Source organism: Streptomyces sp. SID5643, from assembly GCF_009872555.1.
Taxonomy (GTDB): domain Bacteria; phylum Actinomycetota; class Actinomycetes; order Streptomycetales; family Streptomycetaceae; genus Streptomyces; species Streptomyces iakyrus.
Genome location: NZ_WWIC01000314.1, coordinates 13,908 through 35,355, shown reverse-complemented (window position 1 = coordinate 35,355; position 21,448 = coordinate 13,908). Strand labels below are relative to the sequence as shown.

Sequence of the window (21,448 nt, the reverse complement as noted above, 5' to 3'; positions counted from 1 at the left end):
TTATGGACAAAGGATGACCGAACTCCCCCGATCGTTCACTCTCGGCAACGTTCATGACCGAGGTCACGAAAATGTATCGGGCATATCACCCATCAACCTTCACAGGGGCCACACGAGTTGGCTACCGTGCGACCAGGCCGCATGACCCCCACCGGCGAACGTCGCCGGGCCGCGCGGCCTCCGCCGAGTCCGGTGTGCCGCAGCGGCAGCCGGAGCCGGGGACCCAACCGTGAACCTGGGGTGAATCGGCCCGACTCCCTGTGCGGAGAGAGCCGTAGGGCAAACCTTCCGAACCACCCGCCCGAACCCGACAGCTAACTCGGTAGGCGGAACGTGGAAGGAGTCGCCTCCCTTGGCGTCGCACCGCAAGTCGCGTCCTACGGGTACGCGCGTGGCAGGCATACGGACCCCCGCCCTCGCAACGGCGGCCCTCACCTCCGTGGCCCTGCTGTCCCAGTCGGCCAACGCCGCTCCCGAGGCCGACGACAAGCCCAGCCTGGAAGAAGTCGAGAAGAAGGTCGACGACCTCTACCGCCAGGCGGGGTCGGCGACCGAGAAGTACAACGCGGCCAAGGAGAAGACGGCGAAGCAGCGCAAACGCGCCGACGCCCTCATCGACGACGTCGCGAAGCGCACCCAGAAGCTCAACGAGGCGCGCGAGGAGCTGGGGTCCTTCGCCTCCGCCCAGTACCGCACCGGCGCCGCCGCCCCGGACACGGCGACGTTCCTGCTCGCGGACACCCCGCAGGACTACTTCGACCAGACCCAGCTGATGGACCGGATGACGGGCCGCCAGAAGGTGGCCGTCGACGACTACATCGCGCAGCAGTCCGAGACGATGAAGAAGCGCCAGGAGGCCACCGAGAGCCTGGAGACGCTCACCGAGTCGCAGGGCGATCTGAAGACGGCCAAGGCGACCGTCCAGCGCAAGCTCGCCGAGGCGCGCGAGCTGATGTCGAGGCTGACCGCCGAGGAGAAGGCCCGCCTCGCGGCGATCGAGAAGCAGAAGCAGGAGGAGGCCGCCCGCAAGGCCGACGAGCTGGCCCGGCAGCAGGCCGCGCAGCGACAGGCACAGGAGGAGGCCGCTCGGCAGCAGGACAGCGGGTCCTCGTCCTCGGGACCGGCGGGCTCCGGCTCGTCCACCCCGACACCCCCGGCCGACTCCTCGTACGCCACCAAGGCCGACAAGGCGCTGGCCTTCGCCCGCGCCCAGATCGGCAAGCCGTACGTGTGGGGCGCTGTCGGCCCCGGCTCCTACGACTGCTCCGGCCTCACCCAGGCCGCCTGGAAGGCCGCGGGCGTCGACCTGCCGCGCACGACCTACGACCAGGTGAACGCCGGCACCACGGTCCCGCTCTCCCAGGCCCAGCCCGGTGACCTGGTCTTCTTCTACGACGACGTCACCCACGTCGGGATCTACATCGGCAACGGCATGATGATCCACGCCCCGAAGCCCGGCACGTACGTGCGCGAGGAGTCGGTCTACTACGACGGCGAGTCGGCCATCCACAGCGTGGTGCGGCCGGCCTGAGAGGGCTCTTCACGCCTTTTGAGGGGCACGCGCGCGTGCCCCTCTCGTAACGGGCGCGGCGCTCTCTAGCATCGGCGCTATGTCCGGTCCCTCCCCGTTTGCCACTTGGTGGTCGACGTACGCGCTGGCGACCGGCATCGTGTCGGTCGGTCTCGACTCGGCGGGGTACGAGGTCCTCTCCCGCATCGTCCTCGCCCTGGCCTGCGCGGCCTGGCTGATGGCGGCCGCGGGCCTCGCCCAGCGGGCACGCGGCGGGTGGCGGGCGGAGACACCGGCCGCACTCACCGCCGTGGCGGCGACCGCCGTCCTCGGCACCGGCTTCTCCGCGGCCGGCCGGCAGTCCCCTGCCGAGGCGCTGCTGGCGCTCGCGATGCTGCTCTGGGCGGTGCTGCTCACCGCGGAGGCCGGTGGGCGGCGCGGCACGGTGTTCCTGCGCTGCGTGGCCACCCAGGGGCTGGCCGTACTCGGTGCCACGCTCGCCGCAGCCGATACGTCGGCCTGGCTGGCCCACGCGGCCCTGGTGCTGTTCTGGCTGGGCCTCGCGCTCTACGGCTTCGCCCTGTTCCGCTTCCAGCCCCGGCAGGTGGAGGAGGGGCGCGGGGACCACTGGCTCGCGGCCGGCGCCCTCGCCGTCTCCGCGCTGGCCGGGGCGGAACTCCTCAGCGCCGACAGCGCGCGCCTGTACCTGTGGAACGAGGAGAACACCGACGTCCTGCGTACGACCACCGTCACGCTGCTCGTCCTCGCGCTGATCGCCTGCGCCGCCCTGCTCCTCGCCGAGCTCTTCTGGCCCCGCCACCACTACGACGTGCGGCGCTGGGCGACCGTGTTCGCCGCGGTGGTGACGGCCGCGGCCACCCTGGCCGTCGCCGCCGCCCTGGACGTCCCCTGGCTCGACGCCGCCGGAGAGGTGCTGCTGTGGGTCGCGGTCGCCACGTGGCTCGGGTGCACCGCCTGGGCGCTCGCCGCGGCCCGGGCCGGCGCCCGGCGCTCCCGGGTCAGGTCCAGAGCACGGCGATGAAGATGTTCGCCGTCGTCAGCAGACCGACCAGGCCGAAGAGGCCCTTGTCCACCTTCTCGTCGTCCCGCTTCACATAGACCAGGCCGAGGATCACGATCAGCAGGGCCAGCTTCACGCCGATCTTGAAGTTGTTCACGGACTGGTCGTCGGCCTGGTTGAGACCGACCAGGATCACACCGGTGACCAGCATCGTGAGTGCGCCGTGCAGCATCGCGGGGGTGTAGCGGGCGGTACCCTCGCCCATCGCCTTCATCTGGGTGAGGAAGCCGCCCAGGAGCGAGGCGATGCCGATGATGTGGAGGCCGACGAAGAGGTGGATGAGTACGTCCATGAGGCCGGAGCCTAATGAGGGCCATGAGACCGCCCGACACCGGCCCAGGGTGCATATATGCGCCCCATAGCACCCGATCACGGTCACTCGCTCACGATTCGGCGCTTCGGTCATCACGCTGAGTGAAGTAGGCGGCGTCGGGGCGGGGCCACGGTCGCATACGGTCACCGCCGGTCCTCTCAAGACACTTCCGCACACCTGCCACCGGCCGGTCACGGCGGCGTTTAGCGTCCTCCCCCAGGTGCCCGGCTCCCCACCGCCGCCCGGGCCAGGGGCGGCAGTCGGACACCACCGCCGAAAAGGTCCGGCGGCGGTCCGCTCCCCCTGTGCGGGCCGTCGCCGGACGCGCAGGCCGCCCGTCCGCTCCCCCCGGCGGCCGCACGCACCCGTCGGCGGTCGAGGAAAGGACGTGGCCTCCAGGTGGCAGCGCACCGCAAGCCCCGACAGCGCTCGATGGGTGGCGGCAAAGCCCGTACGGCCGCCACGATCGCCCTGGCGGGCGCGGCGACGGCGACGGGTCTCGACGGAACCGGACACGCCGAACCACAGCTCACCCCCGGCCAGGTCAGGGCCAAGGTGGACAAGCTGTACCAGGAGGCGGAGGCCGCCACCGAGAAGTACAACGGCGCGAAGGAGAAGGCCGAAGCGGCCGGGCAGCGGCTGAGAAGCCTCCAGGACCAGGCGGCGCGCAAGGAGGAGCGTCTCAACTCCGCCCGTGACGCCCTGGGTTCGGTCGCCGCCGCGCAGTACCGCGCCGGCGGTCTCGATCCCGCGGTGCAGCTCGCCCTCTCCGACGATCCCGACCGGTACCTGGAGAACGCCGAGTTCGTCGAGCGGGCCGGCAGCCGGCAGAACGCCGCCGTGGCGGGGGTGCGCAAGCAGCTCCGGGAGATCGAGCAGCTGCGCGGGGCCGCACACATCGAGCTGACGTCCCTGAAGTCCCGCCGGACGGAGCTGAAGCAGCACAAGGAGACGATCACCGGCAAGCTCGGCACGGCACGGCAGCTGCTCTCGCGGCTCGGTCCGCAGGAACGTTCCGTGTCAGGCGGACCGCAGGACCGCGCCTCGCGCTCGGCGGGCCCTCGGGACACCCTCGCGGCCCCGGGCTCCGCCTCGCCCCAGGCGCCCAACTCCCGCGCGGCCGCCGCCGTCTCCTACGCCTACCAGAAGCTCGGCAGCCCCTACGTCTGGGGTGCCACCGGCCCGAACGCCTTCGACTGCTCGGGCCTCGTCCAGGCCGCGTACCGCGCAGCGGGCGTCTCCCTGCCCCGCACGACGTACTCCCAGATCGCCGCGGGCCGCCGCGTCTCCCGCTCCGAACTCCTCCCCGGCGACCTCGTCTTCTTCTACGCCGGCATCAGCCATGTCGGCATCTACGTGGGCAACGGCCGCATGATCCACGCCCCGAACCCCTCGGCGCCGGTACGCGTCGCCCCGCTCGACGAGATGCCGTACGCGGGGGCGACGCGGGTGGTGTGAGCGCCGCCGTCAGACGAGCCGGCGGGCCGTCGCCCAGCGCGTCAGCTCGTGCCGGTTGGAGAGCTGGAGCTTGCGCAGGACCGCCGAGACGTGCGATTCGACGGTCTTCACGGAGATGTACAGCTGCTTCGCGATCTCCTTGTACGCGTAGCCCCGGGCGATGAGCCGCAGCACCTCGCGCTCGCGCTGGGTCAGGCGGTCGAGGTCCTCGTCGACCGGCGGTGCGTCCGTGGAGGCGAAGGCGTCCAGGACGAACCCGGCCAGCCGGGGCGAGAAGACCGCGTCGCCCTCCTGGACACGGAAGATGGAGTTCACGAGGTCCGTGCCGGTGATCGTCTTGGTGACGTACCCGCGGGCGCCGCCGCGGATCACGCCGATCACGTCCTCCGCGGCGTCCGACACGGACAGCGCCAGGAAGCGCACCGGCTGCTCGGTGTCGCCCATCAACGGGGCACAGCGGCGCAGCACTTCGACGCCGCCACCGCCCGGCAGGTGCACGTCGAGGAGGACCACCTCGGGCCGGGTCGCGGTGATCACCGTGACCGCCTGGTCGACGTCCGCGGCCTCGCCGACGACTTCGACACCGGTCTGCTCGGTCTGCCCGATCTCGGCCTGGACCCCCGTACGGAACATGCGGTGGTCGTCCACGAGGACCACGCGCACGTGACGCCCCGGCCCACCGGTCGCCTCCGCCGGTTCCGCCGTACCGTTCGCCTCGGTCGGGTCGCTCATGACGTCTTCTCCGCCCTCTCCATCTCCAGCTCGACCTCCGTGCCGCCGTCCGGCACCGCGCGCAGCCGCGCCGTACCGCCGTTGCGCTCCATGCGGCCGATGATCGATTCTCTGACACCCATCCGGTCGGCGGGTATCGAGTCGAGGTCGAAGCCGGGGCCGCGGTCCCGGACGGACACGAAGACCGTCTTCCCCTCGACCTCGGCGAAGACCTGTACGGCGCCGCCCTCGCCACCGTACTTGGCGGCGTTCACCATTGCTTCCCGCGCGGCCTGCATCTGTGCGGCGATCCTCTCGTCGAGCGGGCAGTCGCCGACGACCACGACCTCGATGGGCACGCCGTGCTTGTCCTCCACCTCGGCCGCGTTGCGCCGCACGGCGTCGGCGAGGGTGGTGGGCTCGTCGGCCTCGTCCTTGCCGGTGCCCTCGGGTTTGTAGAGCCAGGTGCGCAGGTCGCGCTCCTGGGCACGGGCCAGGCGGCGGACCTCGTTCGCGTTCTCCGCGTTGCGCTGGATCAGCGTGAGGGTGTGCAGCACCGAGTCGTGCACGTGGGCGGCGACCTCCGCGCGCTCCTGGGCCCGGATGCGCATCAGGCGCTCCTCGGAGAGGTCCTGCGTCATGCGGACCAGATACGGCCCGGCGAGGAGCGTTATGCCGACGAGGACCGCGAGGGCCGCCTGGAGGACGGAGCCGAGGTGAGCGGCGGAACCCTGGAGGACGAAGATGCCCGAGACGCCGGCCGTCACCAGCAGCACGCCGCCCACCGAGCGCAGCAGCGTGACCGTGCGACGGCGGCGGCCGACCTCGACCCAGCGGGCCCGGCGGGCGTTGTCCGCCTGCCGCCAGACCAGGGCGACGCCCGCGCCGACGAGCACCGTCGGCCAGAGGTACGCCCTCGCTCCCCCGCTGAGATTCACATTGCCCACGAAGACCATGGCCACCACGACCATGAGGAGCAGGGCCACGATCTGGCCCTTGTCGGGCCTGCGCGCGACGCGTCTGCGGCGGCCGTCGGGCGAGGTCTCCGCAGCCGGCGGCGACGGCGGCTTCTGCGCCTCGACCCCGCCGACGCCGAGCGGGACGAAGAACCAGAACGCGGCGTACAGCAGCGCACCGAGGCCGTCGGCCATGAACAGTCCGACGAAGACGAGCCGTACCCAGATCACGGGCAGCCCGAGGTGCCCGGCGAGGCCCCGCGCCGCACCCCCGAGCCAGCGTCCGTCACTGCTGCGGTAGAGCTTGCGCGGCGGCCGCGGTTCGGCGATGGGCGCTGCTGCGGCTTCCGACATGCCATTGATGGTCACACGTGCGGGAGGCCGGAGCATCAGGGTCGGCCCCTGAGGCTCCCCTGATCTCCGCCGGCCGCTCCTCGAACGCTTCCCGAGCCGCCTCTCAGGGCCGATATCAGGGTCCGGCCAGGGTCGTTCCGACTCCCGCCGGGGCGTCGCGCCCGTCACCATGGACCCATGACCGATCACGAGCACGCCGCGACGGGTCCGGGACCCGGCTCCGGCCCGCGCCCCACCCCGGGCGCCGGGCCGCAGGATGCCGCGCCCGCCGCGGGGCCCGCGCCCGGGCGCGCGAACGCGGGAGAGCAGGGAGGAGCGCCCGGCTCGGCCACCCCCGCCGAAGACGGTGTCCCACCGGGGCCGCCCCACGCGTTCCGCCGCGACCGCCGCCACAAGAGCCTGGCCGGTGTCTGCGCGGGGCTCGGACGGCAGTGCGACATGGACCCGGTGATCTTCCGCATCACCCTCGCCGTGCTCTCCGCCACCGGCGGCATCGGCCTGCTCTTCTACGGCTTCGCCTGGCTCTTCGTCCCGTACGACGACGAAGAGAAGAACGAGGTCCGCAAACTGCTCACCGGCCGGGTCGACGGCCAGGCCCTGGCGGCCGTGCTGTTCGCGCTGGTCGGCTGCGGGGTGTTCCTGACGATGCTGAACAACGGCGGGGTGCTGACCTTCGCCGTCGTCCTCTCCCTCCTCCTCGCGGGCGCCGGCTACTGGTCGCGTCACCGCGGCGCCCCCAGCCCCGACCCCCTGGCCGCACAGGCCGTGGCCGACGCCCCGCCGGAGCCCCAGGCGCCGCCGGTGTTCCTCACCACCCCCTCGTGGTGGCGCGACCCGATCGTCAAGGACGGCACCCACATCGGCGGCACGGGCTATCTGTGGGGCCCCCGCGACCCCCATGACCTCGACGTCGCCGCAGCCCTCAACATCAGCCTCGGTACGCGGCCGGGTGTCCGCGAGGACATACCCGCAGCGCGCCCCCGGCCGCCCCAGCCACGCGGGCCGCGCTCGATCGGCGGCTCGGTCTTCCTGCTGGCCCTGCTCGCGGGAGCCCTGGGCACGAGCCTCACGTGGGACGGCCACCCGCTCGGCACCAGCCTGCAGACGGGCCTGGCCTGTGCGCTCGCCGTCCTGGGCCTGGGCATAGCCGTCAGCGCCTTCCTGGGCCGCACCGGCGCCGGCTCGGTCTTCCTGGCGATCATCACGGCCGGCCTGCTCGCCGGCGCGGCGGCCCTGCCCAAGGACATCGGCACCCACTGGACGCGCACCACCTGGCAGCCCGCCGGAGTGGCGGACGTACGGCCGCGGTACGACCTGGGCACCGGCGTCGGCACCCTGGATCTGAGCAAGCTGGACGTGCCGGGGAAGCAGACGGTCACGACCCGGGCGGAGGTCGGCATGGGCCGGATCAAGGTGCTCGTGCCCGAGGACGTGACCGTGCGGCTGACCGTCGAGGTGGGCATGGGCGACCTCCAGTTGCCGGGCGACGACCAGAAGGACGTGGACGTGCAGCCGGACCAGCACAAGGAGATCACCCTCTCCCCCGCCGAAGGCGTCGAGAAGTCCGGCACCATCGACCTGGACCTCCGGGTCGGCATGGGCCAGGCGGAGGTGACCCGTGCTGCGTCATGAACTCCAGCCCGGAAAGATGATCGCCGGCCTCGTCCTCGTAGTGGCGGGCGTCCTCTACGCCGGTGACGCGGGCGGCGCATGGGAGATCCCGTGGTTCATGGCGATCCCCCTCGTCACGGGCGGGCTGTGCCTGGCCGGCGCGGTGGCGTTCCTGACGGGGCGCGTGCGGCGCCGCCGCCAGGGGGGCCGTACGGGCGCGGACCTGGCGTGACGGTGCCCGGCCCGCTACTCGTACCCGCCGCTGCGCTGCCGTCGCCGTGACCGCAGCGCAGCGTCCAGGGACAGCAGGGGCGCGCCCGCGAGGATCAGAGGGGTCCAGGCCATGAGGTAGGCGAGGTCGTTGCCGTAGTAGTACGGGTCGGAGGCCCAGCTCACGGTCAGCCACAGGCTGAGGGAGATCAGCGCGCCCCCGAGTGCGGCCAGGCGGGCGAAGAGGCCGAGCAGCGTTCCGATGCCGACGGCCAGTTCACCGAAGGCGATGGCGTAGCCGAAACCGGCCGGGCTCTTCAGGGAGAGGTCGACGAGGGCGGGGATGGCGGAGGAGTCGCGTACGGCACGCATCATGTCGCCGATCGAGCCGGCGCCGGAGTCCTTCATGAAGGCGCTGTCGGTGAGTTTGTCCAGGCCGGCGTAGATGAAGGTGACGCCGAGGAAGATGCGCAGGGGCAGCAGGGCGTAACGGGCGGCGCTGTCCCGCCGGCCTCCCCCGTTGCCGAAGCGGGGGGAGTGCGTGTCCGTTCGCATACCGTGAGTCATCGCTGCTAGCCGCCTCTCGCCGGTGCCGAGACCCCTCAACAGACCATACGTACGACAAACGAACCGCGCTCAATCCTGCGTCACCGGCTTGTTTCGTCGTGCCGGACGGTGCGGGCGACCGAGGGGCCCGTCGTTCACTCCGTCACGTCGACCGCGTACCGGTTCGTCTCCACCCCGGCCGCCGTGACGACCTGCACCTCCACCCTCCCCGGTTCGACATCCGCCGGCACCGGCACCGTCAGCAGGGTGTCGGTGGGATTGCGGAACCCTCCCGGAACGGGGATCAGCGGCACGTGGACGTGCACCGAGCCCACGCGTACGACCATCCGGGCCAGCCGGTCCGCCCCCTGCGCTCCGGGCGGCACGAATCCGGCACCACGGATCTCGATGTCGTCCCCCGTGCGGATCGGCCCGTCCAGGTCGCCCGCCTCCCGGGCCCGGACCACGGAGAGGATGACCGGCCGGCCGCCCTCCGCGTACTTGCCGGCGAGATAGGTCGCCGCCGACACGAGCACCAGCACCGCCAGCCCCCACGGCAGGTCCGGCAGCTGCTCCGGCCGCCTGGCCAGGCGTACCGCAGCGAAGACCAGGGCGACCCCGCTGATCACGACGTACTGGATGTCGGCGAAAGTGCCCCGGCCGGCGTCGTCGGTCAGCAGGTCGGCGGCCCGGGGCCGGTCGGCACGCACCTTCTGCAGCCGTTGCCCCAGCACCCGCAGCCCGACCACCCGCCGCACGAGCACGGCGATCCCGCACAGCACGGCCAGCACGGTCACGATCCCGGCGCCCCGGGCGAGGTCCAGCCCGGAGAGCAGCGCGTCCCGCTCCCGGTGCCGGGAGGCGGCGGCCAACCGCCCGGCGAGGACGAGCACCGCGTAGGCGACGAAGAGCACCCACGCCGCAGCGACCGTCCGGGAGGTGGACAGCCGGTTGTCCTCACCGATCACGGGCGCCAGCACCCCGCCCTTCGCCCGGTGGAACCACGACGCGGCGGTCAGCGACGAGGCCAGCACCAGGGCCGCGGCCAGCCCGGCCGTACGCGCCGCCGTCCAGCCCGCGCCGACCGCCGTGAGGGCCTGCCCGAGCAGCAACAGCACCACGGCGGCCCACACGACACCCGCCGTGCGCCGCCACAGCCCCGTCAGCCAGGCCTGTCCCTCGGCCCGCCCCCGCTCGGCGACGTGCTCGGCGGACTGCGCCAGTTCCTCGGAGACCCACTGGCGGGAGGCCGAAGCGGAGTGGGCCACCCCGGCCGGCAGCCCCTGCCCGGCAGCGAACTCGTCACGCCGGCGCAGGAACGCGGCGACGGCCCGCCGGTGCCCCTCGCGCGCCCCGTGCGGACAGTCCCCGCAGGGGCACCCGCCCCCGTGAGCGCCTTCGGGTCCACCCGGCCGCCCACCGGGGTAGCCGCCGGCGTATCCCTCGGCGTAGGCATCCGCCCGCACCCGTGCGTACCCGCCCGCGTCCGCACCGCCCTGTCCCGTCTCCCGCACCGCCACGCCCGACGCCCGCCTTCCCGCGACCCATCCACCGCCGGCCTTCCGGACCCCGGAAACACCGCTGTGCAACTCCCGTGCGACGACAGCGAATTGTGCCCTACACCACCCGGCTCACGTTCGCCCGGACTGGCCAACACGGGTGAAGTCCGGCGTGCCGTGTTGACCCGGCTGGGAGAATTCCCCTATGGCCGAGATCATCCAGCGTGAGGGGACCTGGGCCTTCGACGGCGACACGCTCCGGATCACGCCCGGCCTGCACCGCTCCGTGCCGCTGCTCCGGCGCACGTACGGGGAGATCACCGTGCCGCTCGCGGCGGTCTCCGGCGTCGTCCTGGAAGCCGCACGGGGGCACGGGCGGCTGCGGTTGCGGCTGCGCGAGGGCGCAGACCCCCTGCTCCAGGCGACCGGCGGGCGGCTGCCCGACGCGGCCGACCCCTACCGGCTGACGGTGGACGCCGACCGGACGGGGGCGGCCGAGTACCTCGCCGAGGAGATCCGCCGCGCGCTGCTCCTCGACCGGGTCCCGCAGGGGCGGACGGAGGCCTATCTGCTGCCCGGACCGCCGGTTCCGGTGTCGGTGCGCAGCTCGGACGGGACGGTCTCCTTCGACGGCACGCGGATACGGATCGACTGGGCCGAGACCTCCGAACGGGTCAAACGCGCCACCGGCCCGCGGATCATCACGATGGGCGACCTCGTGCGGGTCGAGTGGTTGCCGAACACCCGTCACGAGGACGGTTCGCTGCGCTTCGTGACCCGTGAGACGGTACTCTCGAAGCTTCCGCCGGACAAGGACCCGTACACCCTGGACCTGTGGGGCAGCGCCCGCCGGGACCTGCTCACGGCGCTCGTCGCGGCGGCCGTCACCGCCCGGCTGCCGCACCCGTCCACGCACCCCGCCACCGCCACCGCCACCGCCACCGGTGAACTCCCCGTGTGCGCCGCCCCCGTGCCGCCTCCCGTCTCCGACCACCACGACGTCCTCCTGCGGCGGCTGCGCGAGCTGGGCCGGCTCCACCGCGACGGCGTCCTCACCGACGAGGAGTTCGCGAGGACGAAGGCGGTGGTGCTGCGCGGCTTCTGAGGTCCTGGCCCAGCGGCTGCGGCGTCAGCCCAGCAGATCCGGCTCGCTCCGGCTGACGTCCTCCCACATCGGCTGGTAGTTGATCCACGCCACCAGGTCGCCGCCCAGCTGCTCCCGCGTCGCCACCGCCATCCGGTGATCGATGCGGACCGGTCGCCCGGCCGCCTGCGCGGTCAGCTGGACCTGGCAGGAGCGCTCCATCGACACGAACCACCAGGCAGCCGCGTCCACCGAGTCGCCGACGGTCAGCAGCCCGTGGTTGCGCAGCACGAGCGCCTTGCGGGAGCCGAGCACGGCGGCGATACGCCGCCCCTCCTCGGCGTCGACGGAGACGCCGGTGTACGTGTCGTAGAGGGCGTGGTCCTCGTAGAAGGCGCAGCTCTCCTGGGTGATCGGCTCCAGCAGCTCGCCGAGGGCCGCGAGCGCCCGGCCGTGCACCGAGTGGCAGTGGGCGACGGCGACCACGTCCGGCCGGGCCGCGTGGACCTGGGCGTGCACGGTGAAGGCCGCCTGGTTGACGTGGTAGCCGCCCTCGACGACCTGTCCGTCCTGGTTGGCGAGCACGAGGTCGCTCACGGTGACATGACGGAAGGGCATCCCGAACGGGTTGACCCAGAAGCAGTCGGTGAATTCCGGGTCTCGGGCGGTGATGTGCCCGGAGACGCCGTCCTCGTAGCCGAGCCGGCCGAAGATCCTGAGGGCGCCCGCGAGCCGTTCCTTGCGGTGCCGGCGCTCGTCCTCGACCGACTCGTGCATCGGCGGCATGGCGAACCGCAGCCGGTCGGTGGGCAACGGCAGGGGCGGCGTGGGCCCGTGCATAGGTCCTCCAGCACTGGTTCTGCGTACGGGCGGAAGTTACCGTCCGTGAGGCCGGGAAGAACAGGAGCGATTCGTGAAGATGCCACGAGCGCCCCTGTGAGCACCCTGTGCCCATCCGTGTGCCCCCGGGCTCCCCCACCCCACGAATAGCCGACAGTGGATGTCGGGATACGGCGCGACACTCTTCCCATGACAGCGAACTGGGCAGCTTTCGCCGCCGTGGAACCGGATCTTGCCGACACCGTCGAGAAGCGCTTCGGCGCCTACACCCACCACGTCCTCGCCACCCTCCGCAAGGACGGTTCGCCCCGCACCAGCGGCCTGGAGGTGCGGTTCCTGAACGGCGAGCTGTGGCTCGGCATGATGCCGGACTCGCTCAAGGTCCTCGACCTGCGCCGCGACCCGCGCTTCGCACTTCAGACGAACCCCGGGGAGGGCACGGGCATGGGCGGCGGCGACGTCCGGATCAGCGGCCGGGCGATCGAGGTCGACGACGTGGCGACCAAGGCCGGATACGTCGAAGAGGTGGAGCCGCCGGAGCAGTTCCACCTCTTCCGCACCGAGCTGACGGAGGTCGTACGGACCTACGTCGAGGACGACACGTATCTCGTCGTCCAGGTCTGGACGCCCGGCGCGCCCCTGCGCACGATCAAGCGCACCTAGGCAGGGGGGTCACTCCCACTCGATCGTCCCCGGCGGCTTCGAGGTCACGTCGAGGACGACGCGGTTGACGTCCTTGACCTCGTTGGTGATCCGGGTGGAGATCCGGGCGAGGACCTCGTACGGCAGGCGCGACCAGTCGGCCGTCATGGCGTCCTCGGACGAGACGGGGCGCAGCACGATCGGGTGGCCGTACGTCCGGCCGTCGCCCTGGACGCCGACGCTGCGGACGTCCGCGAGCAGGACCACCGGGCACTGCCAGATGTCCCGGTCGAGACCGGCCGCCGTCAGTTCCTCGCGGGCGATGGCGTCGGCCTCGCGCAGCAGGTCCAGGCGCTCCTTGGTGACCTCGCCGACGATACGGATGCCGAGGCCGGGGCCGGGGAACGGCTGGCGCTGGACGATCTCCTCCGGCAGGCCGAGCTCCTGGCCGACCATGCGGACCTCGTCCTTGAACAGCTTGCGCAGCGGCTCGATCAGCTGGAACTCGAGGTCCTCGGGCAGACCGCCCACGTTGTGGTGGGACTTGATGTTGGCGGTGCCGGTGCCGCCGCCGGACTCGACGACGTCCGGGTAGAGCGTGCCCTGGACGAGGAACTCCACGGCCGGGCCCTCGTCGGCGATGATCTCGGCCTGGGCCTGCTCGAAGACCCGGATGAACTCGCGGCCGATGATCTTCCGCTTCTCCTCGGGGTCGGAGACCCCGGCCAGCGCCTTGAGGAACCGCTCCTCCGCGTCCACGACCTTCAGCTGCACGCCCGTCGCGGCCACGAAGTCCTTCTCGACCTGCTCCGTCTCGCCCTTGCGCATCAGGCCGTGGTCGACGTACACGCAGGTCAGCTGGGAGCCGATGGCCTTCTGCACGAGGGCCGCGGCGACCGCGGAGTCCACGCCGCCGGACAGGCCGCAGATGGCACGCTTGTCGCCGACCTGCTCGCGGATGGCGGCGACCTGCTCCTCGATGACGTTGCCCGTCGTCCAGGACGGGGTCAGGCCCGCGCCCCGGTAGAGGAAGTGCTCCAGCACCTGCTGCCCGTGCGTGGAGTGCATCACCTCGGGGTGGTACTGGACGCCGTAGAGCTTCTTCTCGTCGTTCTCGAAGGCGGCGACCGGGACGACGTCCGTGGAGGCCGTGACGGAGAAGCCCTCGGGGGCGGCGGAGCAGGCGTCGCCGTGCGACATCCAGACGGGCTGCTCGGCGGGGGTGCCCTCGAAGAGGGTGGAGGACACCTTGGAGACGTGCAGGTCGGTGCGGCCGTACTCGCGGGCGCCGGTGTTGTCGACGGTGCCGCCGAGGGTGCTCGCCATCAGCTGGAAGCCGTAGCACATACCGAAGACGGGAACGCCGGCCTCGAAGATCTCGCGGTCCAGGCTGGGCGCGCCCTCGGCGTAGACCGACGAGGGGCCGCCGGAGAGGATGATCGCCGCGGGGTTCTTGGCGAGCATCTCCCGGACCGGCATGGTGCTCGGCACGATCTCGCTGTAGACCCGCGCCTCGCGGACACGACGGGCGATGAGCTGGGCGTACTGCGCGCCGAAGTCGACGACCAGGACGGTGTCGGCGGCGTTGGCAGCAGAAGTCGCTGATGACACGGGGTGCCTTCCGGCGGTGGGGCGGGGGTCTTGTGCCACCGATTCTACCGGGGGGCCGCCGGGCTCCTTCCGTGTGCCGGGAGGAGCCCCGTCTCAGGATGCGAACCGGCTTGGACGGCTCCGGGGTGCGGTGCATACTTGCCCCCATGTTCAAGCACCAGACGTTCGTCTTTACCTATGGCATCCGGCCCGCCGGACGCCATGGTCGTGCTGCTTGAGCAACTGACAAGCGACTTCCCAGGCGCCCCGGGCCGACAAGGCCCGGGGCGCCTGTCGTCGTCCGGGCCGTGCCGCCCCGGGGCAGCCCCTGACCACCAGGAGCCCCGTATGACCGCCATCGACGTGACCGGCGCCCGCACTGCCGAGGCCGCCGACGTGATCACCGGCGCGCGCGAGCGGATCGACGCGCTCGACGACCGGATCATCGGCCTGATCCAGGAACGGGTGGCCGTCTCGGCCGTCATCCAGGAGGCGCGGATCGCCTCCGGCGGCCGGCGCGTGAACCTGTCCCGCGAGATGGACGTGCTCGGTCACTACCGGCAGGCGCTGGGCAAGCCGGGCACCGCGCTCGCGATGACCCTGCTGGAGCTGTGCCGCGGCAAGATCTGAAACCGCATTCGCCGGACAGACGTGCGGCCCCTCCTCACCCGTACGGCGCGTGACCGTCCCGCAGCCGCCTCGTTGGTCCCGGTGTCCGTGCCAGCCAGGCGCGGGCCCGAAAGAACCACGCGTGGCTCACTGGGGCGATGAGACGCACGGATCGTGCCGTGCGTCGTGGGACCTCGCTCCAGGGAAGTGACCGGACGGCAGGGGACAGCAGCCCGGTCACCCAAGAGAACGGCCGGCCCCGGGGACGCCCGGGGCCGGCCGCGGACCTTGCATAAATGCACAAGTCTGGGTCAAACGGTTGCGGGCGCCGCGTTCATCCAGCACGATGCCTACACGGTCCAAGTCCCCCCGCGGACCCCCGCATTGCCCCATTGCCATAGGTGCAGACCAGCGGCGCAACCCCCCGGCGCCGCTTCCAGGCACCGGCGCTGCCCTGACGTCGGTGCTGACGAGAAGAAGGGCCCCGCGGCTCCACCCCGCGGGGCCCTTCGCTCTGCTCAGGTACGGGTCACCGTGCCACAGTCGCCGCCGTCGCCGCGTTCGAGTTCCCTGCTCCGGTCGTACGGGTCTGTCGCCGGGCCGCTCGGGTCCGGGCCCGCGGACCTGCTCGACGAGAACTCCGGGTGCAGGTAGCCGTCGTACACGAAGCAGGCGGAGTTGCCTATCTCCTGGTCGTAGTTCATCAGGAGCAGGCGGCCGGGAGTGACCTGGTAGCGGGCGGGGTCGGCGAGTTCGACGTCGAGGACCCGGCGCACGATGGTGCGGGCGACCTCGGTGGGGCCGTCCGCCCGGACGACGGGGTAGACGAAGGTGTAGTCGGCGCGCACCGCCACACCGCCCTGCGTGCCCTTCTTGAACGTCATGCGCCCCCGGGTCTTGATCACGTCACCGGCCGGCCGCACCTCGTCGGGGTCGAAGCGGCTGAACAGCGTCACCGGGTCGTGCTTCTCACTCGGGGAGCGCAGCCCGGTGTCGAGATCGTCGAGGAGCTCGGGCTGCTTGGGGTCGAGCACGGAGAGCGCGGCCGTGGGGCGGGCGCCGCGTACGGTCCTCGGGTCGAGGTTGGCGCCCACCAGCAGCTTCTTCGTCAGTTTCAGCGCCTCTTCCACCCGGCCCTCGGAGACGGCGCCGACGGCCTTCGCCTCGGGCAGGACGATGCCGGCCTCGCCGTCCGCCCAGCGCTCGGCCGGGGAGCCGGCGAACGGCCGGTCCAGGGTGGGGGTCTCGGGGTCCGACGCACCGGGAGCAGCGGTGGGTGCGGTTGTCTCGTCGGGCAGCGGTGAGGCCTCCGCGGCCCCGGACTCCCCGGTGCCGAAGGGGTCGCCGGGCAGCAGCGACGGCTTGAGGGCCACGAGCGCCACGGCCGCGGCGAGGGGGACGCCGATGAAGGCCCACAGCTTGCGGCGTCGGGCGGCACGCCCGTTCATCTCCTGCCAGGCCGGGCCGGTGCGCCACCCGGGCGGCAACTCCCCCCGGGCGTCCTGCTCGCGCAGCCGCTCGGTCACCATGCGCGCTCGCGCGGACGGTTCCTTCGGGGCGGAGGAACCGATGTCCCGCTCGGTGTCACGGGTGAACTGCTCCCAGACGTCGTCGGGGATCTCCGAGGCCGACGGCTGATCGTCGGACGGCTTTTCAGACACGAAGCCAAGATCTAAGCGCGCGGAAGGCGCCTTCACAAGCCTTCACCAGAAGGTCTCCGATGTGACTCAGCCCACATAAGAATTCTGTGAAAGCCAGCACAACCATTCACAGGTTTCACGGATCAAACCTGCCGAACCAAGGGCCACTCCCGCGCCCCACACGCGGAGGCCTCCCCCAACGTTCGTGCCGCATCCCGCGGTACGCCGGACTTTCCGAGGTCTTCATGAAGCTTCGCCGCGCCATGGCAGCAGCGGCCGCTACGGCGGTCATAGCCCCGGTGGCACTGCTCGCGGCACCGGCCGCGTACGCGACCGACGAGACGACCCCGACTCCGAGCGCGTCGGTGAGCGAGTCCGCTCCCGAGACGTCGCCCTCGCCGTCGGCGACCGAGTCCACCCCTGCCGAGACGACGCCGACTCCGAGCGCCTCCGTGAGCGAATCCGCTCCCGAGACGTCCAGCTCGCCGAGCGCGTCCGCGAGCGAGTCCTCCCCGGCTCCGAGCGCGTCCGAGCCCGAGGAGTCGGAGTCCCCGGACCCCGAGCCCTCGATCTGTGAGGACACCAAGGTCGACGTCAGCATCTCCGGCCTGCCCGGCAAGATCGCGGCGGGCAGCGGCTGGCACAAGTTCTCGCTGAACGTGCTGAACAACTCCGACTCGACGCTGAACGACCTCGACTTCTTCGCCGGGGCCTCCCCCGACAAGAACGGCGAGGAGCTGTTCTCCAGCAAGCAGGTCCAGCTCCAGGCCTGGGACCCCCAGGACAAGATCTGGGTCGACCTCAACGAGGGCGGCTACGCGGTCGGTTACGTCGGTTACACCGACGAGCTGAAGCCCGAGTACGAGGTCAACATCCCGCTGCGCCTCAACGTCAGCAAGTCCGCCCCGGTCGGCGCCGGCTTCTCGCTCGGCGCGACGATCTACGGCGACAACGACGCCGAGTGCACCGGCTTCGGTGACGTGTCGTACAAGTTCCAGATCGTCTCGGCCGGTACGGACACCGGCGGCACCAAGCCGCAGGAAGGCGGCAAGGCGCCCGTCACCGACGAGAAGCCGAGCGGCACCACGCCGGAGGTCACCGGCAGCCTCGCCGAGACCGGCTCCAGCTCCGCCCTGCCGATGATCAGCCTCGTCGGCGGTGCCGCGGTCGTCGCCGGTGCCGGCGCGATCTTCGTCGTCCGCCGCCGCAAGGCCGGCGCGCAGGCGTAAGCCGCAGCGGCCCGCACAGGCCGCAGCACCAAGCAGAAGAGGGACCTGCGCTCGGAGGGGGGCGCAGGTCCCTCTTCTGTTGTGCCGGGTCGCTCAGTTCTTCGGCGGTACGGCCGGCATGCCGAGGAACGGCAGCCGCAGCGCGCCGAACGCCTCCGCCGGGACCGCCGGGGACTTGGGCTCGATGGGCTGGAGACGCTCGTAGGTGCCCTGCTGCGGGCGCGGGTCCTCCTCGCCCTTGTTGGGCCAGTACGACATCGCCCGCTCAGCCTGGGCGGTGATGGTGAGTGAGGGGTTGACGCCCAGGTTGGCGGAGACCGCGGCGCCGTCGACGACGGAGATGCCGGGGTGGCCGTAGAGGCGGTGGTACGGGTCGATCACGCCGGACTCGCGGGAATCGCCGATGGGGCAGCCGCCGAGGAAGTGGGCCGTGAGCGGGGTGCCCATCAGTTCGCCGACGTTGGAGCCCGCGAAGCCGTTGATCTCGGCGGCGAGTGCCGAAGCGCCCTCCGTCGCGGCCTTGATCTGCTTGGGGTTGGGGGCGCCGTGACCCTGGCGGGCGGTGAGCAGTCCGCGGCCGACGCCCGACGGTTTCACGTACGTCGTCAGGGAGTTGTCCAGTGACTGCATCACCAGGCCGATGATGGTCCGCTCCGACCAGCGGCGGTTCGACAGGGAGCGCAGCACCAGCAACGGGTGCTTCGCTGCGTTGGCGAGGAAGCCCAGGACCCGTGAGGCACCCGAGTTCGTCCCGGCGTAGGGGACCTGGAGGATGGACAGGCCGCCCATCGAGTTGGATCCCTTGCCGTAGCGGACCGGCTCGATGTGGGTGTTCGCGTCCGGGTGGATGGAGGACGTGATGGCCACGCCCCGCGTGAAGTCGGCCTTCGGCGCGCCGTGCGCCTTGCGGTAGCGCCGGTCGTCGGTCTGGGCGCCGACCAGGGCCTCGGAGTTGGTGCGGGTCAGCTCGCCCAGCCTGTCGGAGAGGTGCGGCAGTTGACCGCCCGCCTTCATGCGGTGCAGCAGGGTCTGGGTGCCGTAGGTGCCGGCGGCGAGGACGACCCGGCGGGCCGTGAAGGTGCGGCCCTTCTTCTTGCCGCGGTCGTCGGTGGGCAGGGTGGCGACGGCGAAGCCACCGCGCGAGTCGTCGGTGAGCGACACGACCGTCGTCATGGGGTGGACCACCGCACCGGCCTTCTCGGCGAGGTGCAGGTAGTTCTCGTTGAGGGTGTTCTTCGCTCCGTGGCGGCAGCCGGTCATGCACTCGCCGCACTCCGCGCAGGCCTTGCGGGAGGGGCCCGCGCCGCCGAAGTACGGATCGGGCACCTCCTGGCCGGGCTTGGCCTTCACCGAGCCGTCGGCGTCCTCGCCGTCACCGAAGAAGACGCCGACCGGAGCCATGTGGAAGGAGTCGCCGCAGCCCATCCGCTCCGCGGCGGCCTTCAGATGGACGTCCGAGGGCGTCATGGTCGGGTTGAGCCGTACACCCAGCATGCGGCGGGCCTGGTCGTAGTACGGCTTCAGCTCCTCCTGCCAGTCCGTGATGTCACGCCACTGGGGGTCCTCGAAGAACGGCTTCGGCGGGACGTAGAGGGTGTTGGCGTAGTTGAGGGAACCGCCGCCGACACCCGCGCCCGCCAGGACCATGACGTTGCCCAGGAGGTGGATCCGCTGGATGCCGTACATGCCGAGCTTCGGGGCCCAGAGGTAGTTCTTGAGGTCCCAGGAGTTCTTGGGGAGCGTCTCGCGGGTGAAGCGCCGGCCGGCCTCCAGGACGCCTACGCGGTAGCCCTTCTCGGTGAGGCGCAGGGCGGTCACCGAGCCGCCGAATCCGGAACCCACGACGATGACGTCGTAGTCGTAAGCGTCCTGAGGCACGTGCCGTCTCCCCTTCGAGTGTGCAGTGCGGGTGATGCGGGTGGCTTACCGGAACCTGAACGCCTTCATCAGGCGGAGGCTGCGGCTCATGAACTGGGCGTACTTCTCGTCGTCCATGCCCAGCGAGGGGGCCATGGGGAGCACGCGCTGGTGGGCGACCGTCTGGGCCTCGGTGTACTTGAGGATGCCCTCGGAGCCGTGGCGGCGGCCGAGGCCCGAGTCCTTCATGCCGCCCATCGGGGACTGGACGCTGCCGTAGGCGGGGGCGTAGCCCTCGTTGATGTTGACCGTGCCGGTGCGCAGCCGGGCGGCGACCTCCTGGCCACGGCGGCCGTTCCTCGTCCACACCGAGGAGTTGAGGCCGTACGCCGTGGCGTTGGCGCGCTCGATGACCTCGTCCTCGTCGGTGAAGCGGTAGACCGAGACGACCGGGCCGAAGGTCTCCTCCCCGCAGACGGACATGTCCGTGGCGACGCCGTCGAGGATCGTGGGTTCGAAGAAGTACGGGCCGATGTCCGGGCGCGCCACACCGCCGGCAACGACCTTGGCGCCCTTGGCGACGGCCTCCTCGACGTGCCGCGTGACCGTTTCGAGCTGGCGTTCCCCGACCAGGGACCCCATGTCGGCGCCGTACGCCAGGGAGGTGCCGAGGCGCATGGCCTTCGTCCGGGCGGCGAAGCGCTCCAGGAAGGCGTCCGCGATCGACTCATGGACGAAGAGCCGTTCGATGGAGATGCAGAGCTGCCCGGCGGAGGAGAAGCAGGCGCGGACCGCTCCGGCCGCGGCCTTCTCGATGTCGGCGTCCTCCAGCACCAGCATGGCGTTCTTGCCGCCGAGTTCGAGGGAGACGCCGACCAGCCGCGCGGCGGCGCCCTGCGCGACCTCGCGGCCGGTGCGGGTGGAGCCGGTGAAGGAGACGTAGTCGGCGTGCCGGACGACCTCCGGGCCGACGACCGGGCCGTCGCCGAGCACGACCTGGAAGACGTCGGCGGGCAGCCCGGCCTCTATGAGCAGGTCTCGGGCCCACAGGGCGGTCAGGCAGGTCTCCGTGTCCGGCTTCATGACGACGGCGTTGCCCGCGACGAAGGCCGGGAGCGCGTCGCCGACCGACAGCTCCAGGGGGTAGTTCCAGGGGGCGATCTGGCCCACGACACCGCGCGGGTGGCGCAGTTCGGTGACCTTCGTGAGGGTCGGCATGGCGCCGGCGTGCCGCTTGGGGCGCAGGTAGGAGGGGGCCTTGCGGCCGTAGTGCCGGGCGGCGACCGCGACGGCCTGGACCTCCTCGTGGGCGTGCAGCCGGGCCTTTCCGGTCTCCAGCTGGATGAGGTCGAGCACCTCGGCCTGGCGCTCCAGCACCAGGTCGTGGAAGCGGAGCAGGACGGCGGCGCGCTGCCGTACGGGGGTCTGCGCCCACACGGCCTGGGCGGCGCGGGCCAGTTCGAAGGCCTCCGCCACGTCCTCGGGCGTCGACTCGGGGAGGTCCGCCAGCTTCTCGCCGGTGAACGGCGTGTGGTTGGCGGTCCGGCCGGAGCCGGCCACACCCTTGGTGAGCTGGGCGACCAGCTCCGGCGTCACCACGTCCGCGGCGGTGCGGGCGCCCTCCGGGGCGGGGGCGAGGGGGTTCGTGCCGGTCTGTGCCGTGCCGGTCTGTGCCGTCTTCTCGGCGGCCTGCGCGTCCGTCATGAGG

19 protein-coding genes and 1 riboswitch are annotated in these 21,448 nt (G+C 71.8%); of the genes, 9 read left to right on the top strand and 10 right to left on the bottom strand.

The window, feature by feature from the left end; all coding sequences use genetic code 11:
* The first annotated feature begins 171 nt into the window (after positions 1–171).
* Positions 172–344, top strand: a riboswitch (cyclic di-AMP (ydaO/yuaA leader).
* Positions 345–352: 8 nt separating this feature from the next.
* Both GTY56_RS33795 and GTY56_RS33790 read left to right on the top strand, forming a co-directional pair.
* Positions 353–1,531, top strand: coding sequence for a C40 family peptidase (locus GTY56_RS33795; protein WP_161369099.1), 1,179 nt, complete (start codon positions 353–355; stop codon positions 1,529–1,531).
* Positions 1,532–1,610: 79 nt separating this feature from the next.
* Complete coding sequence (locus GTY56_RS33790; RefSeq protein ID WP_161369098.1) at positions 1,611–2,552, top strand: SLAC1 family transporter; 942 nt, start codon at positions 1,611–1,613, stop codon at positions 2,550–2,552.
* On the opposite strand, the gene GTY56_RS33785 is transcribed toward GTY56_RS33790, so the two are convergent.
* Positions 2,530–2,883 carry a hypothetical protein gene (locus tag GTY56_RS33785; protein ID WP_161369097.1) on the bottom strand — a complete coding sequence of 118 codons (354 nt, stop codon included), beginning with the start codon at positions 2,881–2,883 and terminating at the stop codon, positions 2,530–2,532. The genes GTY56_RS33790 and GTY56_RS33785 overlap by 23 nt on opposite strands.
* 420 nt (positions 2,884–3,303) lie before the next feature.
* On the opposite strand from GTY56_RS33785, the gene GTY56_RS33780 reads away from it, so the two are divergent.
* Positions 3,304–4,362, top strand: a complete 1,059-nt coding sequence (locus tag GTY56_RS33780; RefSeq protein WP_161369096.1) for an NlpC/P60 family protein — start codon at positions 3,304–3,306, stop codon at positions 4,360–4,362.
* Between the two features lie 9 nt (positions 4,363–4,371).
* On the opposite strand, the gene GTY56_RS33775 is transcribed toward GTY56_RS33780, so the two are convergent.
* Both GTY56_RS33775 and GTY56_RS33770 read right to left on the bottom strand, forming a co-directional pair.
* Positions 4,372–5,094: a LuxR C-terminal-related transcriptional regulator gene (locus GTY56_RS33775; RefSeq protein ID WP_161369095.1), complete on the bottom strand. Its 723-nt coding sequence runs from the start codon at positions 5,092–5,094 to the stop codon at positions 4,372–4,374.
* Positions 5,091–6,383 carry an ATP-binding protein gene (locus GTY56_RS33770; protein WP_161369094.1) on the bottom strand — a complete coding sequence of 431 codons (1,293 nt, stop codon included), beginning with the start codon at positions 6,381–6,383 and terminating at the stop codon, positions 5,091–5,093. The genes GTY56_RS33775 and GTY56_RS33770 overlap by 4 nt, the downstream gene beginning before the upstream one ends.
* Positions 6,384–6,560: 177 nt before the next feature.
* Here GTY56_RS33770 and GTY56_RS33765 point away from each other — a divergent pair, with 177 nt between their 5' ends.
* The gene (locus tag GTY56_RS33765) at positions 6,561–8,015 is read left to right on the top strand and encodes a PspC domain-containing protein (protein WP_161369093.1); all 1,455 of its coding nucleotides are present in this window, start codon (positions 6,561–6,563) and stop codon (positions 8,013–8,015) included.
* On the top strand, positions 8,002–8,226 hold the full coding sequence (locus GTY56_RS33760; RefSeq protein ID WP_161369092.1) for a hypothetical protein: 225 nt from the start codon (positions 8,002–8,004) through the stop codon (positions 8,224–8,226). The genes GTY56_RS33765 and GTY56_RS33760 overlap by 14 nt, the downstream gene beginning before the upstream one ends.
* A 14-nt stretch (positions 8,227–8,240) precedes the next feature.
* Here GTY56_RS33760 and GTY56_RS33755 read toward each other — a convergent pair whose 3' ends face one another.
* Entirely contained in the window at positions 8,241–8,771 is a 531-nt protein-coding gene (locus GTY56_RS33755; RefSeq protein WP_161369091.1) for a DoxX family protein, read from the bottom strand.
* 134 nt (positions 8,772–8,905) lie between these two features.
* Entirely contained in the window at positions 8,906–10,270 is a 1,365-nt protein-coding gene (locus GTY56_RS33750) for a hypothetical protein (protein ID WP_161369090.1), read from the bottom strand.
* Between the two features lie 184 nt (positions 10,271–10,454).
* Here GTY56_RS33750 and GTY56_RS33745 point away from each other — a divergent pair, with 184 nt between their 5' ends.
* Positions 10,455–11,354 (top strand): DUF4429 domain-containing protein, encoded by a 900-nt coding sequence (locus GTY56_RS33745; protein ID WP_161369089.1) that lies wholly within the window; start codon positions 10,455–10,457, stop codon positions 11,352–11,354.
* A gap of 24 nt (positions 11,355–11,378) precedes the next feature.
* Here the strand turns inward: GTY56_RS33745 and GTY56_RS33740 are convergent, their stop codons facing one another.
* Positions 11,379–12,173 carry a class II aldolase/adducin family protein gene (locus GTY56_RS33740; RefSeq protein ID WP_161369088.1) on the bottom strand — a complete coding sequence of 265 codons (795 nt, stop codon included), beginning with the start codon at positions 12,171–12,173 and terminating at the stop codon, positions 11,379–11,381.
* Positions 12,174–12,362: 189 nt separating this feature from the next.
* On the opposite strand from GTY56_RS33740, the gene GTY56_RS33735 reads away from it, so the two are divergent.
* Complete coding sequence (locus GTY56_RS33735; RefSeq protein WP_161369087.1) at positions 12,363–12,836, top strand: pyridoxamine 5'-phosphate oxidase family protein; 474 nt, start codon at positions 12,363–12,365, stop codon at positions 12,834–12,836.
* Positions 12,837–12,845: 9 nt separating this feature from the next.
* Here GTY56_RS33735 and guaA read toward each other — a convergent pair whose 3' ends face one another.
* Complete coding sequence (guaA, locus tag GTY56_RS33730; protein WP_161369086.1) at positions 12,846–14,426, bottom strand: glutamine-hydrolyzing GMP synthase; 1,581 nt, start codon at positions 14,424–14,426, stop codon at positions 12,846–12,848.
* A gap of 177 nt (positions 14,427–14,603) precedes the next feature.
* Between guaA and GTY56_RS33725 the strand changes: the two genes are divergently transcribed.
* Positions 14,604–15,035, top strand: coding sequence for a chorismate mutase (locus GTY56_RS33725; protein ID WP_346345642.1), 432 nt, complete (start codon positions 14,604–14,606; stop codon positions 15,033–15,035).
* A gap of 497 nt (positions 15,036–15,532) precedes the next feature.
* Here GTY56_RS33725 and GTY56_RS33720 read toward each other — a convergent pair whose 3' ends face one another.
* Positions 15,533–16,675, bottom strand: a complete 1,143-nt coding sequence (locus tag GTY56_RS33720; protein WP_161369085.1) for a hypothetical protein — start codon at positions 16,673–16,675, stop codon at positions 15,533–15,535.
* Between the two features lie 224 nt (positions 16,676–16,899).
* On the opposite strand from GTY56_RS33720, the gene GTY56_RS33715 reads away from it, so the two are divergent.
* Positions 16,900–17,883, top strand: a complete 984-nt coding sequence (locus GTY56_RS33715; protein ID WP_161369084.1) for an LAETG motif-containing sortase-dependent surface protein — start codon at positions 16,900–16,902, stop codon at positions 17,881–17,883.
* 93 nt (positions 17,884–17,976) lie between these two features.
* On the opposite strand, the gene GTY56_RS33710 is transcribed toward GTY56_RS33715, so the two are convergent.
* Both GTY56_RS33710 and GTY56_RS33705 read right to left on the bottom strand, forming a co-directional pair.
* A complete protein-coding gene (locus GTY56_RS33710; protein ID WP_161369083.1) occupies positions 17,977–19,761 on the bottom strand; it encodes a GMC family oxidoreductase N-terminal domain-containing protein in 1,785 nt (594 codons plus the stop codon).
* A 45-nt stretch (positions 19,762–19,806) separates the two neighbouring features.
* Complete coding sequence (locus GTY56_RS33705; protein ID WP_161369082.1) at positions 19,807–21,444, bottom strand: succinic semialdehyde dehydrogenase; 1,638 nt, start codon at positions 21,442–21,444, stop codon at positions 19,807–19,809.
* Positions 21,445–21,448: the final 4 nt, after the last annotated feature.